This window comes from Butyricicoccus sp. AM32-19, assembly GCF_003480365.1.
GTDB lineage: Bacteria > Bacillota > Clostridia > Oscillospirales > Butyricicoccaceae > Agathobaculum > Agathobaculum butyriciproducens.
In genome coordinates this window covers 41614-56101 of sequence record NZ_QUIX01000010.1, presented here as the reverse complement: position 1 = coordinate 56101, position 14488 = coordinate 41614, and the positions used below count along the sequence as shown (strand labels likewise).

The following is a 14488-nucleotide window of genomic DNA, read 5'->3' as shown; positions in this document are numbered from 1 at the left end:
TTACTTGTCCTCCTCGATATCGGTCACGCGGCAGTCTGCCGCACCTTTTGCAAATTGAATATGCAGGGTGTCTCCCTGCTTGAGTGCCGCTGCATCGGTTACGACCGTATGCTTGGCGCCCTTGGTCGCTACCGCGTAGCCGCGGCCCAGAACGCGCAGCGGGCTCATTGCGTCGAGTGTCGCCACAGTCTGTGCGAACCGTAGTTTACAGCGGTGCAGACCGCTTTGTCCTGCCGTGAGCAGGCGCTGCCGCAGTCCGTTCAGTCGGTTGTGCTCGGTCTCCAGCCGCGCCGGAACCGCCGAAAGCAGGCGTTCCTCGGTCTGTGTCAGCAGCAGGCGTTTTTCCTCGATGTATTTCATCGGTGTGCGGTTCGACAGCCGCTCCTGCAGACCGTCCAGCAGCTTTCTCTGCTGCTCTGTTCTGCGGTGCGCCGCCGTGTGCAGACGTGCATCCAGTGTGCGTAAGTTCAGCGCGTACTCGGCTCTGTCAGGCACGGCAAGCTCCGCCGCACCGGACGGCGTAGGCGCACGAAGATCGGCAACAAAGTCCGCAATCGTGAAATCCGGCTCGTGGCCGACCGCGGAAATCACCGGAATCTCGGAGGCAAAAATCGCCCGGGCAGTCACTTCCTCATTGAACGCCCACAAATCCTCCATCGAGCCGCCGCCTCGACCGCACAGAATGACATCTGCTTCGCCGATGGCATTCGCCAGAGCGATCGCGCGTGCAATGCTCTCCGCCGCGCCCTGTCCCTGCACCTGCGCCGGATAGAGCACAACCTTTGCCAGCGGCCAGCGGCGGCCGAGAATGCGTATCATATCGCGCACTGCCGCGCCGGTCGGCGAGGTCACGAGCGCGATACTGTCCGGACAGGTCGGAATCGGCTTCTTATACCGCTCGGAGAACAGGCCTTCCGCCTGCAATTTAGCCTTGAGCTGCTCAAACGCAAGGTTGAGCGCACCTGCACCGTCCGGAATGATCTCGGAGACGTAAAGCTGCACCGCGCCTGTGCGCGGGAACGAGCTGACGCGCGCCTTGACGATGACCTTCATGCCGTTCTGCAGACGGAATTTCAGCCGCATCGCGTCCGAGCGGAACATGACCGCATTGATGGCCGCATTTTCGTCCTTGAGCGTCATGTAGTGATGCCCGGACGAATGCGCCTTGTAGTTCGAGATTTCGCCCTGCACCATTAACCCGCGGTAGCCGGGAACCGCATCGAGCAAGTCCTTTATTTCATTGTTTAATTGAGATACTGTGTAAATCGTTGCCATTCCAACAAGTTAGGAGTGAGGAGGCAGGACTGAGGAGTTTGGTTCATTTTCCATCCCTACCACCTAACTCCTACCTCCTATCTGTTACAGAGTTTTGCCGCCAGCACTGCCACGCCCACTGCGTTATCTCCAGAGAGCGTTGGCTCCGCAAAGGAGACCTCCCCGCCGAACCGCTTATTCATGCGGGCACGGATGATTTGGCTGGCCATGACGCCGCCTGCGCACAAAATCGGGCAATGATACTGCTCGCGCGCCTGCTCGGTGGCTTTGATAACGGCATTCGCCACAGTTTCGAGCGCGAACCGCGCCATCTGCTTCGGTTCGGCGGTCTTGAATTTATTCTCTACCTGATTCTGCATACCGGAGAGCGAGAATTTACACTCGTTTACCTTGGGTTTGAAACCCTTTTCCGGCTCGGCGGTGAGCGCCAGCGCGTCCAGTGCGCCGCCGGACGGGAACGGCAGACCAAGCAGATTTCCCGCGCGATCGAGCAGCTGACCGGCTGCAAGGTCGGTCGTGCCGCCGATGCAGGTGCAGTCCGGCAGGCCGTCCGCGCCGCACTTCACATGCAGCAGCTCACTCGTGCCGCCGGACAGGTGCCACGCCAGGAATTCGCCGTCAAGCAGGTCGAGTTTTCCCGCCGACAGCGCTGCCGCCGCGATATGTCCCTGCTGATGGGAAACGGTAAAAAGCGGCACGGAAAGCAAATGCGCCGCGCTCCGCGCGACGCTCTCTCCTGCCAGAAAACACGGCATATACGAGCCTTCCACCGCGCGGGGACGGGTGCTGACGCCGATGGCGCGCACCTCTCCCTGCGGCAGAGCCTCGATTTTTTCATGCAGACGCACGGTATGCTGGAACAGTGCATCCGACTGGCGCAGACCGATCGCGCCTTCCGGCACGGTCAGCAGTCCGCCGCGGTTGACCCACTCGCCGGTCTCGGCGTTGTAAATCGCTGCCGACGTGCGGTAGTTGGACGTATCAATTCCCAGAAAGCGCTCAGGCATTGGTGCTCTCCTGCTTTCCCTGCGGGAACTCTGCACGGGCGGCAGAGCCGAGCACGCCGTTGATGAAGGAAGCGGCATCCTCGGTGTCGTACTTCTTCGCCAGCTCAACGGCCTCGTTGATGGCTACGCCGACCGGAACGTCGTCTACATCGCGCATCTCAAAGAGCGCCAGACGCAGTACCGCGATCGTCATGTGGGACAGACGGTTGAGCGACCAGCCCTTGGAATTGGCCTCGATAATGGTATCGAGCACCGGCAGGTCGTTTGCCACGCCCTTTACCACCGCGCGGATATACGCGGTCTGTTCCTCACTCAGCTTGCCCGCATACAGTGCGATATCTCCGCTGATGGACTTCATGATTTCCTCATCCAGTCGCTCGTTCAGGTTTTCTTCTTCAAACTGCTGGAACCCCATCTCAAAGATCAGGTGCAGCGCAATTTCTCTTGCTTTTGTTCTGCTCATCACACTCATGCAGCAGGACCTCCTATATTTACGCAAATTTCGCCTACTATTCAGTATAACTATTTTATCCTATTTTCGGGCAAAACGCAAGGCGGTATTCCATATTTCATAAAACCGGGCAACAGAAAAACAGGCACAGCCGCAGCCATGCCTGTTTTGCTCATGTTACTCAGCGTCTACCGTCTCCGCCGGAGTTTCGGTCTCGGACGGTGCCGGCTCGGCCTTTTCCTCAACCGAAGCGGACGGCTTGAAGGTCACGCCGCCGACATGCACGTTGATCTCGACAACGCGCAGACCGGTCATGGACTCGATCGAGGACTTGACGTTCTCCTGCACTTCCTTTGCCACATCACAAATGTTGTAGCCGAACAGTGCGAGGAAGCCGATCTCTACCTTAACGGTATCATCGTCGCCGAGTTCGATACGGACGCCCTTGGACAAATTCTTTTTACTGATAAAGCCGACAATGTCGCTCGTCAGGCTGGAATACAAACCGCTGACACCCTTGGTTTCCGAGGCCGACAGTGCTGCGATAGACGCAACAACATCCTCAGAGATACGGATAGAGCCTTGATCGCTTTCGGTGGACCAGTACTCCTTGTGATCTGCCATAGTGCTCACTCTCCTTTTTTGAGACAATCCCATCATCCGGCATTGTCTAAGAGCATTATAGCACAGTTTGTGTAAAAAGCAAAGTAAAAATACACGCTGTCTATTAAGACGCTTCCACAATTTTGATCTGCCCTGCCGTCATGCCGGTCTCCGAGATAACGATATCGCGGATAACAGCCACGTCCTCGGCCTGCAGACCGCCGTCCGGCGGCGCTACCACGATATTCGCGCTGCTGTCACCGAGCATCACAACTGCGTCCTCATAGCCTTTGGCGCGAATCAGGCTCTCGATATTGGCTTCGGCCACCGTGTCGTCTGCCAGTGCGGAAATCTGTGCCGCCGCATCGTCTTTTGCACTCTGGTCTGCGGTATCGCTCTCACTGAGCTCCTTGAGCGTGCTCACCGCTTCGTCTCTCGCCTGCGTGCGCGTCAGCCGTGAGGATGCAAAATAATCGCCCTCACCGGTGGTGCTGTCCGCCGAGGCATCGGTCTGCGTATCCGCCTGCGTGTCGGTCTGCTGCGCCGCAAGAAGGTCCTCCGGCGTGTCAACGTAGCTCCAGTTCAGATAAGCCGCTGCGCACAGCAGCAGCGCGATCACACCGTAGACCGCTCCGCGTTTTTTGATCTTCTTCATCTGCCTGCCCTCCTAACGAATTGCTATACCTTATGTATCGGATTGCATTTTCAGAACCGTAACTTTGTCTGCGCCGATGCCGCACACCGTGCTCACCGCCTGTGTGACGGACAGCCGAACGGATGCGTCATCCGCGCCATCGCACAGCACGACCGCACCGCGGAATACCGGCAGAACGCGCTTGACCGTCACGGGCGTTTCGCCGCAGCTGCCGTTCGAGACCACGCTCACATCGCTTTCCCGGCTGCGGCTGTCACTCCCGCTTGTCTGGCGGGTGTTGACCGCGTAGACCGATTCCTCGGTCTGGTCGAGCGACAGCATGAGCTCCACACGTCCGGCGCCGGAAATTGCGGCAAGCCGCGCCTGCAGCTCCTGCTGGAAGTCGTTCAGGTCGAACGACTGCGAAACCGTTGTATCCGCACTTGTGGTCTGCACCTGCTCCGTGTTTCCGCTGTGCCCCGAGGTGAGCAGCAGCACGCCCGCGAGCAATACCGCCAGCACGGCCCGGTATTTCTTCAAAACCGGCAGGATTTTCTCCTTGACGGCAGTTAAGTTTTCGTTATCCGGCAGTTTCATCTTGCAATCAGCTCCTGTCGTTCTGCGGGTACGCCGCATTCCTTGGTCAGCAGACTTTGCAGCTCGGACAGGCGATTCGCCGCTGTACTGTCGTAGTACACGGTTACTTTATCGACCTGCAGCAGTCCGTCCGCGTCATTTGCCATCTCCACATTCACCGTGCACGGAATACCGGCTTCCTCTGCACGCTGCTGCACCGCCTTCGCAATGCTCGCCGCGACCGTGCTCATCGTGGTCTGCATGTTGCGCGCCTGCATTTCGTCTAAGTCGCTCTGCGAGACGCTGCTCTGCCAGTTCCACGACAGCAAGTGCAGTCCCGCCAGCGGCTGTAGGAGCGCCAGCAGCATGAGCAGACCGGCAGCTGTCCGCACAACCTCTTTTAAGGCTCCGCCGCCTGCCAGCTTGAGCGCCACCGCGGACACGGCTCCCGCGATCGTCACGCGCAGTAATATCGTTTGCAGTAATTCAGTCATATTGGTTTCACCATCGCCACCATATACACGAGTTCGAGGAATAAAATCATACAGCAGGTGCTCAGCATGCCGAGCAGCAGACCGAAGCCGGTGCCTACGTTTTCGAGGAACCGCTTCATGCCGTCCGAGCACAGCGGCGAGAGCACGGCTGCACCCGCCTTGTAGCACAAATAGCTTGCTCCCGCCCGAACGAACGGCACAAAGCAGATAGCCGCTATACACAGCATCCCGAAAATGCCGATCGAGCCGCGCAGCAGAGCTGCACCGGACAACATGGTTTCGGTCGCGTCCGAAATCACACCGCCGACCACCGGAACCGCACCGGACACCGCAAGTTTCGCGGTCTTTAGCGTCATGCGGTCCACGTTGCCGGAAACACCGCCCGCTATCGCAAGATATGCGGTGAACAGTGTTAAAATGAGTTTAAGTACACCCGAGGTCAGGGATTTTATGCCGTCCGCGATGCCGCGCAGCATGCCGTTTCCTGCCGCAGCATCCACCGCCGTGATAGCAAGATACGCGCACGCCGCCGGAACAAGCAGGGCGTTCACCAGCCGTATCACAAGATCAAACACCACCATGGTCGCCGCCTGTAAAACCGTTGCGGTCGCCGTGTTGCCGCCGGTCGCAAGTACGGTGGCGAGCACCGGCTGAAGTGTGCCCGAAAACACGCCGATCTGGTCGAGCGTGTCGCGGCAGAGTGACAGCACACCCGTGAAATCCCGCAGGAGCACTGCCGCACAGCCAAGTGCCGCCGCCATGTCGATCCAGTCGTTGGCCTCGCCGCCCGCCGCCGCAGAAAAGCCGCGCGCCACCGAGGCCAGCAGCACAATCACGGCTACGCGCAACAGTCCGCCAAGTGCAGTCCGAATCGCACTTTGGCTGTCCGAGGTCATGTTTTCCAGCACGCGGGAGACCGAATCCGACAGCGTGTCCGCGTTTTCCGGCGATACGCCGTCAAGGTATTGCCGCGCACTGTTTGGCATAGCGTCAGTCAGGCTGCTGCCGCCGACTGACTGCACCTGTTCTTCACTCACAGCCGCATGCGCGAACGGCAGGAACAGCAGGAGCACGAGAATGGCATTCAGCGCCAGTTTGCATTTGCTCATACCGCCCACTCCGTAATAAGGTCGAGCACCTGCTCGAAAAGCGGCAGGCACACGGAAAGCGTCAGGACAGCGCCTGCAATCTCCATCTTGGCGGCAAGCACGGACTGACCGGCGTCCCGGCAAAGCGCAGCTGTAATCCGCACCACGACTGCCACGCCGACTGCCTTGCACACCGGCAGATACAGCGCCGAATCCAAGCCGCACTGCGAGAGCAGACCGGAAAACCGCTGCGCCGCACTTCCGGCCGCGCTGAACACCCGCAAAAGTAAAATCACCCCTGCCGTCAGCACCAGCAGAAACGCGATAGCGGGCGCGTCCTTTTTCAGCACCAGCGACAGCGTGAGCGCCGCAAGAACAATGCCGCAAATCAAGCCTAATTCCATAGTCAAAACCCAAATACATTTTTCATCATGGTGAACAGACGGTCAATTTCCTGAACAATCAGCATCAAAACGACAATTAAACCCGCGAGTGTCGTCATCAGCGCCTGCTCCTCCCTGCCCGAGCGGGAGAGCAGCTGTCCGAGCACCGCCACTAAAATTCCTACCGCCGCAATGCGGAAAATCAGATCAACATCCATCGTTTTCCTCCGCTTAGATCAGCACCAGAATCACCAGCAGACCGAGCGCAATGCCGCAGGTCCGGTACAGATTTCCCCGATTTGCCAAATCCTCCTGCGCCGCCTCCCGCGAGGCCGCCAGCCGCCGCTCCACCTGCGTAAGACCGGTCAGCTGCTCGTCCGCGTCGTAACGGCCTAAGTAGTTTGCGGCGTCGCACAGAATGTCGCATTCCTGCGTGCCCAGTCCGACCTGTGCGCGGCAGTCCCGCAAGGTGCTGCGCCACAGGTAGCCGAGCGACAGACCGTTCTGCTCCCGCAGGCGGCGCTGCAGCGTGCGAAAGACTTTGCGGACGATCGGCTGCTCGTTTTCCGTCAGCAGACCGACAATTTCCGGCATAGGTGTCCGTCTTCCGGAAATCTCGCTGCGGATAAGACCGAGCGCAAGCAGCATGGCGTCTGCCGCCGCCACTCTGCGCCGCAGATTTTGCCGCGCGGACAGTCCGAGCGCCGCACATGAGCCGAACACCATCACCGAACCGATCAGCTTTAACATTTCGTCTCCTCCCATCGTTCCATGCGGTAGACCCGCTGTCCGTCCTGTTTTTCGATAATAACCGCCTGATGAAATGCGCCGAGCGCGAGCAGCTCACGGTAGATCGGCCGCTGCCGCAGATCATCCAGTCCGGCCGCGTGTGCACACGCAATCACTGCCGTCCCGCAGTGCGTGCAGAGCGATACCGCCTTTGCGTCCTCAGGCGCAGTAATTTCATCAAGAGCGAGCAGGGCAGGCGACATGGTTTTGAGCAGCATGACCGCCGCCTGCCATTTCGAGCAGCCTTCCATCACATCCGTGCAGCGCCCGACCGCAAGCTGCGGTACACCGTCCGCGAGAGCGGCAATCTCGCTGCGCTCGTCCGCAATCGCGGCAGTGAAACCGCGGTCAGAGAAGTAGCGCACCCACTCTCTCAGCAAGGTCGTTTTGCCATATCCCGGCGGTGACAGGAGCAAGGCAGACTGCGGCTCGTCCGTTCCTATCCAACGGGCAATCTGCGCCTGTAAATCCTCGGCTTGATGTGCAATGCGCAGGTTGATTGAACTCAGGCCGCGCACCCCGATAACGCGGCCGTCCTCTTCGGCGGCTGTGCCGCAGATGCCCAGCCGATGCCCGCCGGATAACGTCAGAAAGCCGTGCCGCAGACTGTCTGTATAACTATGCACGGAATACTGCGCGGCGCGGCTGAGCATCTCGCGCAGCTCCGCCGATGCGACCGCCTCAAGCGGGAGCGGCCGCTCTCCGACGGCGGTTCTCGCCGCAGGCGGCTGTCCCGCACGAAAGCGTAATTCCTCGATGTCCTCCGGCCTGTCCAGCCGCTCCAGCTGTGCCCGCCGTATCGGCGGCAGGCACGAAATCGCCTGCCGGAAGGCCGCTTTTCGTTTGTCCATTTTCATCACCACTATAGACTATGCCGCAGATTACCAAAGTAGAATGGCAAATTGAGAATTGAGGATGGAAAATGAATGTTGTGATTGACCATTATCCTTCATTGCCAATCTGTATTGCAGGGCAGGATGACCTCATCCCGCCCCGCGGTGGTTCATTACGCATCCGCTTGACGTGCGGAAGGCCAGGGGCTTGTCAGAATATATGAAAATTTATGCATTTTTTCATTGAACCATGTCAAATCAGTCATTGACAACTCGCCCGTCCAGCGATATAATAAACACAAATATTGCACAAAGCGATGACAGAGGAAAGTAATCGTTCCAAGTGCGGCTTTCAGGGAGTGTCCGGCATGACTGGAAACGGACGCAGACGCCGGTACGATGAAGTTCCCTCCTGAGCTGCGGCGCTGAACCCGATCGAATTAGGCGCTGACGGATTTCCTCCGTTACAGGGATAGGATATATTTGTATCCGAAAAAGTGCGGCATTATGATGCCGAATGTGGGTGGTACCGCGGAACCGTTTGTCTTTCGTCCCTCTTTGTGGATGAAGGGCTTTTTTTATACCCATTCCGCCGTGACAAACAGCAAACACCACCTATATAAAGGAGATACACAACATGATCATCATTATGAAGCAGGGCACGACCCATGAGCACGTTGAGGAGCTGTCCCAGCATATCGAGCGCTGGAACGTAAAGGCAAACCCGATCTACGGCGAGGGCACCATCGTTATCGGTCTGGTCGGCGACACCGGCGCTGTTGACAAGGACGCACTCATGCTTGACCCGCAGGTTGAGAACATTATCAAGGTGCAGGAGCCGTTCAAGCTGGCAAACCGCAAGTTCCATCCGGACAACTCTGTCGTTGAGATTGCACCGGGCGTTGTTGTCGGCGGCAAGAAGCTGGTCGTTATGGCAGGTCCGTGTTCGGTTGAAAGCGAGGAGCAGATCATCGACGTGGCTAAGCATGTGCAGGCAGACGGCGCGACCGTTCTCCGCGGCGGCGCGTGGAAGCCGCGCTCTTCCCCGTACTCTTTCCAGGGTCTGAAGGCCGAGGGCCTCGAGCTGCTGCACAAGGCGCACGAGGCAACCGGTCTGCCGGTCGTTACCGAGATCACCAATCCGGCGCACATCGACATCTTCATGGACAAGTGCGACTGCTTCCAGGTCGGCGCACGCAATATGCAGAACTTCGAGCTGCTGAAAGAACTCGGCCAGACCCGCAAACCAATCCTGCTCAAGCGCGGCTTCGCAAACACCATGGAAGAGTTCCTGATGAGCGCCGAGTACATCATGGCGGGCGGCAACGAGAACGTTATCCTCTGCGAGCGCGGCATCCGCACCTACGAGAAGTACACCCGCAACACGCTGGATATTTCCGCCGTTCCGGTGCTCAAGCGCATGAGCCATCTGCCGGTCATCGTTGACCCGTCCCATGCAGGCGGCATTTACTGGATGGTCGAGCCGCTGGCAAAGGCTGCTGTTGCAGCCGGTGCGGACGGCCTGATGATCGAGGTTCACAACGATCCTGCACACGCTCTGTCTGACGGTGCACAGTCGCTGACCTACGATTCGTTCCACCACACCATGAACGCACTGCGCGCTGTTGCAGCGGCAGTTGACAGAGAAATCTGATACATATTATAATGTAACATAGCCGGAGGTCGGTGTTCCACCGACCTCTTTCGCAAATATACGGGAATCAGTAATCCGGTTTCGCACCGACTAATTACGAATTCCTAATTACTAATTCAACCAAAAGGGTGTTGTAAAAATGGCAGAAACGCTGAGTCTGACGGGCGCGAACGGCGTGTCCGAAATTCATATCGAAACCGGATTGCTGGACCGTGCAGGCGCGGTAATCCTCGAAACCTTTTCGCCCAGCCGCGTGCATATCGTGTCGGATTCAACGGTGGCGCCGCTGTATCTCGAAAAGCTGGAAAAGCAGTTCTCCCTGCCGGTGACACACACGGTCATTCCCGCCGGTGAGGAGCACAAGCAGCTTTCCACGGTCGAAGGCATTTACCATGATCTGCTGACCGCCGGCATGACCCGCAAGGATTTGATTATCGCGCTCGGCGGCGGTGTTGTCGGCGACATCACCGGCTTTGCCGCAGCGACCTTCCTGCGCGGCGTATCGCTGTGTCAAATCCCGACCACGCTGCTCGCGCAGGTGGATTCCTCGGTCGGCGGCAAGACCGGCGTGGATCTTCCCGAGGGCAAAAACCTCGTTGGCGCGTTCTATCAGCCGCGGCTCGTGCTCATCGACCCGAACGTGCTCGCTTCCCTGCCGGACAGCACCTTTGCGGACGGCATGGCCGAGGTCGTTAAGTACGGCTATATTTCCAACCGGGAAATCCTGACGATGGTTTCTCAGCCGGACTACAAGTCCAACATTGAGAATATCATTTACGAGTGCGTTAAGATCAAGCGCGATGTAGTTGCCATCGACGAGCACGACACCGGACTTCGCATGATTCTCAACTTCGGCCACACCATCGGCCATGCAGCAGAAAAACTGGGCAACTACACCGACCTCACTCACGGTCAGGCGGTGGCGATCGGCATGGTGGCCGCGATGCGGCTCTCTGCTCTGCTGGGCAACGAGGATCTGACCGCGCCGCTCATCGACCTGTTGAAGCACATCGGTCTGCCGACCGAGCTGAACTACGACCGCGAAGCCATCTTTAATGCTCTGCTGTCGGACAAAAAGAAATTCGGCGCAACGGTCAACTTTATTCTCGTGCGCGAAGCCGGTCGGGCAGAAATCACCCCGATTGATGCAGAAAAGCTGCACGAAGACGTTCTGAAGCTGTAAGGAGGGAGAAGCATGGGTTCTACCTGGGGCAATACAATCAAAATTTCCATTTTCGGTGAATCGCACGGCACGGGCATCGGCGTTGTGATCGACGGATTCCCGTCCGGTGTGGCGTATGACGAGGCGTTTGTCCTGCGCGAGATGGAGCGCCGCGCACCGGGCCGCAACAAGCAGTCCACCGCGCGCAAGGAGCCGGACAGGCCGGAGATTCAGTCCGGAATCTACAATGGCAAAACGACGGGCACGCCCATCTGTGCCGTCATCCGCAACACCAATCAGCGCTCGAACGACTACGCCGAACTGGCGGCGCAGCCGCGTCCCGGTCACGCGGACTACACGGGTATGCTGCGCTACGATTCCTGCAACGACCCGCGAGGCGGCGGCCATTTCTCCGGCCGGCTGACAGCTCCGCTGGTGTTTGCCGGTGCGCTGTGCAAGCTGTGGCTCAAGGAGCAGGGTGTGACGGTCGGTTCGCACATCCAGTCCATCGCCCAGATTCAGGATATGCCGTTTGATGATGTAGAAGTCACCGCCGAGCAGCTGGATGCGCTGCGGAACGCCGAATATCCGGTCAACAACCCGCGTGCACTCGAGGCCATGCTGGCCGCTATCGAGGAAGCGCGTGAGGAACAGGATTCGGTCGGCGGCGTCATCGAGTGCGCAGCTGTCGGCCTGCCGGCCGGTATCGGCAGCCCGATGCTCGACAGCGTGGAAAGCCGCCTGTCCTCTATCCTGTTCGGCGTGCCCGCTGTCAAGGGCGTGGAGTTCGGCGCAGGCTTTGCCTTCGCTGCGCTGCGCGGCTCACACGCAAACGACCCGTTTTATGAGGAAAACGGGGTTGTCAAGACCGAAACCAACAACAACGGCGGTATCCTTGGCGGCATTACGAGCGGCATGCCGCTCATTGTCCGCGCGTGCATCAAGCCTACGCCGTCCATCGGCATGGTGCAGGATACGCTCAATATCCGCACCGGCAAGGTCGAGCCGCTGTCCATCCACGGACGGCACGACCCGTGCATCGTCACCCGTGCCGCGCCGGTGGTCGAGGCCGCCTGCGCCGTTGCACTGGCAGATCTTCTGAGGGAGGCGAAGGGTTATCATGCGTGAACTTTCCGAAATCCGGCAGGACATCAACCGCGTTGACTCCGCTATCCGAGAGCTGTTTCTGCTCCGTATGTCGCTCGCGCTTGAGGTCGCCAAGACCAAGGCGCAGTCGGATGATAAAATCTACAAGCCCGACCGCGAGGCGGAAATCGTTGAGAAGCGCTCCGCCGGTATGGAGGAGGAGCTGCAGCTCAAGTATGTTTCCCTTCTGCAGAGCATGATCCGCGCGAGCCGTGAGTATCAGTACAGTGAGATTCTGCGTCAGACGCCGGAAAAGTTCCCGTTCTATCCCGCAGAAACGCTTGCAAAGCCGAAAACCGTGTTCTATCAGGGGGTTCCGGGTGCGTATCAGGAGCTGGCCGCGCGTGCGCTGTTCCCGAGCTGCGAACCGCAGAACGTACCCACCTGGGAGCAGGTTTTCCAGTCCGTCCGCGACGGCAAGGCCGATATCGGCGTTGTGCCGGTCGAGAACACAACCGCAGGCACGGTCAGCGAAGTCTATGACCTCCTGCTCGACTACGACCTGTACATCAACCGCTCGTACATCAAGAAAATCTCGCACTGTCTGGCGGCGGTGCCCGGCACAAAGCTCGAGGACGTCAAGCGCGTCTGCTCGCATCCCCATGCGCTGCCGCAGTGCCACAGCTTCATTTCCGAGCACGATCTGGAGGCCATCGAGGTGGCAAACACCGCCATTGCGGCCCAGAACGTGCAGAAAAAGGGCGACAAGAGCCTTGCTGCCATCTGCTCGCAGGAGGCGGCTGTGCGCTACGGTCTCGATATCCTCGCCGAGGGCATCAACGACATGCAGCACAACGAAACGCGCTTTATCGCGGTAAGCAAAACGCTGACCTGTCAGCCGGAGGACAACCGTATCGAGATCGCGTTCCACATCCCGAACGCGTCCGGTACGCTCATCACCGTGCTGGACACCATCGCGCACTACGGCATCGACATGACCGAAATCCACTCGCGTCCGCTCAAGGACAGCCCGTGGTGCTATGTGTTCTATGTCGATTTCACCGGCAACATGCGCGACCATGCGGTGCAGTCCCTGCTGTATCAGCTTCATGAGGAGCTTCCCTATATCAAAGTAATCGGCAGCTATTGCGTGCCTAACGAATAAAAGGAGTACAAACCCATGCAAATTCAACCCTGCGGCCCTTTGCGCGGTGAAATTACCGTGCCGGGCGACAAATCCATCTCGCACCGTGCCGTTATGCTCGGCGCACTTGCCAACGGCACCACCCACATCACCGGCTTTCTGATGGGTGAGGATTGCCTGTCCACCATTGACTGCTTCCGCAAGATGGGTGTCGAGATCAATATCACCGACGACGAGGTTATCGTGGAAGGCGTTGGTCTGCACGGTCTCGAAGCGCCGTCAGAAGCGCTGTACACCGGCAACTCCGGCACGACCACCCGCCTGCTGTGCGGCATTCTGGCCGGTCAGCCGTTCACCGTTACCATGAGCGGCGACCCGTCCATCCAGAAGCGCCCGATGGGCCGCGTGATGAAGCCGCTGCGTGAAATGGGCGCGTCCATCGAGGGCAAGAACGACAATTTCTGCCCGCTGACCCTGTTCCCGAGCGAGCTGCACGGTATTGAATACCGTCTGCCGGTAGCATCCGCTCAGCTGAAGAGCGCCATCCTGCTGGCAGGTCTGTACGCCGAGGGTCAGACGACCGTTATCGAGCCGGCTCCCTCCCGCGACCACACCGAGCGCATGTTCCGCGCACTCGGCGTTGAAATCGAAACCAGCGGCAGCACCATCACGCTCGACCCGCCGGAGGACCTCCATGCGGTCGATATTGCCGTCCCGGGCGATATTTCGTCCGCGGCGTTCTTCCTCGTTGCCGGTGCGATCATTCCGGGCAGTGAGCTGACGATTAAAAACGTAGGCGTCAATCCGACCCGCACGGGCGTTCTGGACGTTCTGCGCGATATGGGCGCGGACATCACCGAGTCGAACTTCCGCGATGAGGCTGAGCCGGTGTGCGACCTGACCGTCAAATACAGCAAGCTGCACGGCGTAGAAATCGGCGGCGCTATCATCCCGCGCCTGATCGACGAGCTGCCGGTTATCGCGGTAGCCGCTGCATTCGCTGAGGGCGAGACCGTTATCCGCGACGCGCAGGAGCTCAAGGTCAAGGAGTCCAACCGCATTGCCGCTATGGTCACCGAGCTGACCAAGGCAGGCGTGGACGTTGAGGAGACCGACGACGGCATGATCGTTCACGGCGGTGCCAAACCGCACGGCGCATCCTTCGAGACCTATAAGGACCACCGCATTGCGATGAGCCTTGCCGTGCTCGGTCTGGCAGCCGAGGGCGCAAGCCGCATTGACAAGCCGGAGGTCGTTGCCATCTCCTACCCCGATTTCTTCAACACCCTCGAACGTCTGGGGGACTGAG

At 59.0% G+C, this 14488-nt stretch carries 17 protein-coding genes and 1 other annotated feature; of the genes, 5 read left to right on the top strand and 12 right to left on the bottom strand.

Annotated elements, in window-relative coordinates; all coding sequences use genetic code 11:
* The 12 genes from xseA to DW806_RS09515 form a co-directional block, all read right to left on the bottom strand.
* The gene (gene xseA, locus DW806_RS09570) at positions 1–1275 is read right to left on the bottom strand and encodes an exodeoxyribonuclease VII large subunit (RefSeq protein ID WP_118729798.1); all 1275 of its coding nucleotides are present in this window, start codon (positions 1273–1275) and stop codon (positions 1–3) included.
* Between the two features lie 77 nt (positions 1276–1352).
* Positions 1353–2282, bottom strand: a complete 930-nt coding sequence (locus DW806_RS09565; RefSeq protein ID WP_110436704.1) for a DNA-binding protein — start codon at positions 2280–2282, stop codon at positions 1353–1355.
* Positions 2275–2754, bottom strand: a complete 480-nt coding sequence (gene nusB / locus DW806_RS09560; protein ID WP_117750856.1) for a transcription antitermination factor NusB — start codon at positions 2752–2754, stop codon at positions 2275–2277. Before nusB ends, DW806_RS09565 begins: the two co-directional genes overlap by 8 nt.
* A 156-nt stretch (positions 2755–2910) precedes the next feature.
* Complete coding sequence (locus DW806_RS09555) at positions 2911–3357, bottom strand: Asp23/Gls24 family envelope stress response protein (protein WP_117490664.1); 447 nt, start codon at positions 3355–3357, stop codon at positions 2911–2913.
* 103 nt (positions 3358–3460) lie between these two features.
* On the bottom strand, positions 3461–3991 hold the full coding sequence (locus tag DW806_RS09550; RefSeq protein WP_118729797.1) for a SpoIIIAH-like family protein: 531 nt from the start codon (positions 3989–3991) through the stop codon (positions 3461–3463).
* Positions 3992–4021: 30 nt separating this feature from the next.
* The gene (locus tag DW806_RS09545; protein ID WP_118729796.1) at positions 4022–4567 is read right to left on the bottom strand and encodes a hypothetical protein; all 546 of its coding nucleotides are present in this window, start codon (positions 4565–4567) and stop codon (positions 4022–4024) included.
* The gene (locus DW806_RS09540; protein ID WP_117490660.1) at positions 4564–5040 is read right to left on the bottom strand and encodes a stage III sporulation protein AF; all 477 of its coding nucleotides are present in this window, start codon (positions 5038–5040) and stop codon (positions 4564–4566) included. Before DW806_RS09540 ends, DW806_RS09545 begins: the two co-directional genes overlap by 4 nt.
* Positions 5037–6149 (bottom strand): stage III sporulation protein AE, encoded by a 1113-nt coding sequence (locus tag DW806_RS09535; RefSeq protein WP_118729795.1) that lies wholly within the window; start codon positions 6147–6149, stop codon positions 5037–5039. The genes DW806_RS09540 and DW806_RS09535 overlap by 4 nt, the downstream gene beginning before the upstream one ends.
* Complete coding sequence (locus DW806_RS09530; protein ID WP_118285981.1) at positions 6146–6532, bottom strand: stage III sporulation AC/AD family protein; 387 nt, start codon at positions 6530–6532, stop codon at positions 6146–6148. Before DW806_RS09530 ends, DW806_RS09535 begins: the two co-directional genes overlap by 4 nt.
* Before the next feature lie 2 nt (positions 6533–6534).
* Positions 6535–6729 (bottom strand): stage III sporulation protein AC, encoded by a 195-nt coding sequence (gene spoIIIAC / locus DW806_RS09525; RefSeq protein ID WP_110436696.1) that lies wholly within the window; start codon positions 6727–6729, stop codon positions 6535–6537.
* A gap of 13 nt (positions 6730–6742) precedes the next feature.
* The gene (locus tag DW806_RS09520; RefSeq protein WP_158574441.1) at positions 6743–7261 is read right to left on the bottom strand and encodes a stage III sporulation protein AB; all 519 of its coding nucleotides are present in this window, start codon (positions 7259–7261) and stop codon (positions 6743–6745) included.
* Positions 7255–8151: a stage III sporulation protein AB gene (locus DW806_RS09515; protein ID WP_118285979.1), complete on the bottom strand. Its 897-nt coding sequence runs from the start codon at positions 8149–8151 to the stop codon at positions 7255–7257. The genes DW806_RS09520 and DW806_RS09515 overlap by 7 nt, the downstream gene beginning before the upstream one ends.
* Before the next feature lie 290 nt (positions 8152–8441).
* Positions 8442–8692, top strand: a binding site (T-box leader).
* A gap of 78 nt (positions 8693–8770) precedes the next feature.
* On the opposite strand from DW806_RS09515, the gene aroF reads away from it, so the two are divergent.
* The 5 genes from aroF (at position 8771) to aroA (ending at position 14487) form a co-directional block, all read left to right on the top strand.
* Entirely contained in the window at positions 8771–9787 is a 1017-nt protein-coding gene (gene aroF / locus DW806_RS09510; RefSeq protein WP_118729794.1) for a 3-deoxy-7-phosphoheptulonate synthase, read from the top strand.
* 139 nt (positions 9788–9926) lie between these two features.
* Entirely contained in the window at positions 9927–10970 is a 1044-nt protein-coding gene (gene aroB, locus DW806_RS09505; protein WP_118729793.1) for a 3-dehydroquinate synthase, read from the top strand.
* A 12-nt stretch (positions 10971–10982) separates the two neighbouring features.
* Positions 10983–12077, top strand: a complete 1095-nt coding sequence (aroC, locus tag DW806_RS09500; RefSeq protein ID WP_118729792.1) for a chorismate synthase — start codon at positions 10983–10985, stop codon at positions 12075–12077.
* Entirely contained in the window at positions 12070–13200 is a 1131-nt protein-coding gene (gene pheA / locus DW806_RS09495) for a prephenate dehydratase (RefSeq protein WP_118729791.1), read from the top strand. Before aroC ends, pheA begins: the two co-directional genes overlap by 8 nt.
* A 15-nt stretch (positions 13201–13215) precedes the next feature.
* Positions 13216–14487, top strand: a complete 1272-nt coding sequence (gene aroA / locus DW806_RS09490) for a 3-phosphoshikimate 1-carboxyvinyltransferase (RefSeq protein WP_118729790.1) — start codon at positions 13216–13218, stop codon at positions 14485–14487.
* The last annotated feature ends 1 nt before the right edge of the window (position 14488 follow it).

Excerpts from the sequence above, each read along its gene's own strand:
- aroC (WP_118729792.1), top strand. The coding sequence starts at position 10,983 with ATGGGTTCTACCTGGGGCAATACAATCAAAATTTCCATTTTCGGTGAA.
- DW806_RS09565 (WP_110436704.1), bottom strand. The coding sequence starts at position 2,282 with ATGCCTGAGCGCTTTCTGGGAATTGATACGTCCAACTACCGCACGTCG.
- aroB (WP_118729793.1), top strand. The coding sequence starts at position 9,927 with ATGGCAGAAACGCTGAGTCTGACGGGCGCGAACGGCGTGTCCGAAATT.
- DW806_RS09545 (WP_118729796.1), bottom strand. The coding sequence starts at position 4,567 with ATGAAACTGCCGGATAACGAAAACTTAACTGCCGTCAAGGAGAAAATC.
- DW806_RS09515 (WP_118285979.1), bottom strand. The coding sequence starts at position 8,151 with ATGGACAAACGAAAAGCGGCCTTCCGGCAGGCGATTTCGTGCCTGCCG.
- DW806_RS09550 (WP_118729797.1), bottom strand. The coding sequence starts at position 3,991 with ATGAAGAAGATCAAAAAACGCGGAGCGGTCTACGGTGTGATCGCGCTG.
- spoIIIAC (WP_110436696.1), bottom strand. The coding sequence starts at position 6,729 with ATGGATGTTGATCTGATTTTCCGCATTGCGGCGGTAGGAATTTTAGTG.
- pheA (WP_118729791.1), top strand. The coding sequence starts at position 12,070 with ATGCGTGAACTTTCCGAAATCCGGCAGGACATCAACCGCGTTGACTCC.
- aroF (WP_118729794.1), top strand. The coding sequence starts at position 8,771 with ATGATCATCATTATGAAGCAGGGCACGACCCATGAGCACGTTGAGGAG.
- DW806_RS09555 (WP_117490664.1), bottom strand. The coding sequence starts at position 3,357 with ATGGCAGATCACAAGGAGTACTGGTCCACCGAAAGCGATCAAGGCTCT.
- aroA (WP_118729790.1), top strand. The coding sequence starts at position 13,216 with ATGCAAATTCAACCCTGCGGCCCTTTGCGCGGTGAAATTACCGTGCCG.
- xseA (WP_118729798.1), bottom strand. The coding sequence starts at position 1,275 with ATGGCAACGATTTACACAGTATCTCAATTAAACAATGAAATAAAGGAC.
- nusB (WP_117750856.1), bottom strand. The coding sequence starts at position 2,754 with ATGAGTGTGATGAGCAGAACAAAAGCAAGAGAAATTGCGCTGCACCTG.
- DW806_RS09520 (WP_158574441.1), bottom strand. The coding sequence starts at position 7,261 with ATGTTAAAGCTGATCGGTTCGGTGATGGTGTTCGGCTCATGTGCGGCG.
- DW806_RS09540 (WP_117490660.1), bottom strand. The coding sequence starts at position 5,040 with ATGACTGAATTACTGCAAACGATATTACTGCGCGTGACGATCGCGGGA.
- DW806_RS09535 (WP_118729795.1), bottom strand. The coding sequence starts at position 6,149 with ATGAGCAAATGCAAACTGGCGCTGAATGCCATTCTCGTGCTCCTGCTG.
- DW806_RS09530 (WP_118285981.1), bottom strand. The coding sequence starts at position 6,532 with ATGGAATTAGGCTTGATTTGCGGCATTGTTCTTGCGGCGCTCACGCTG.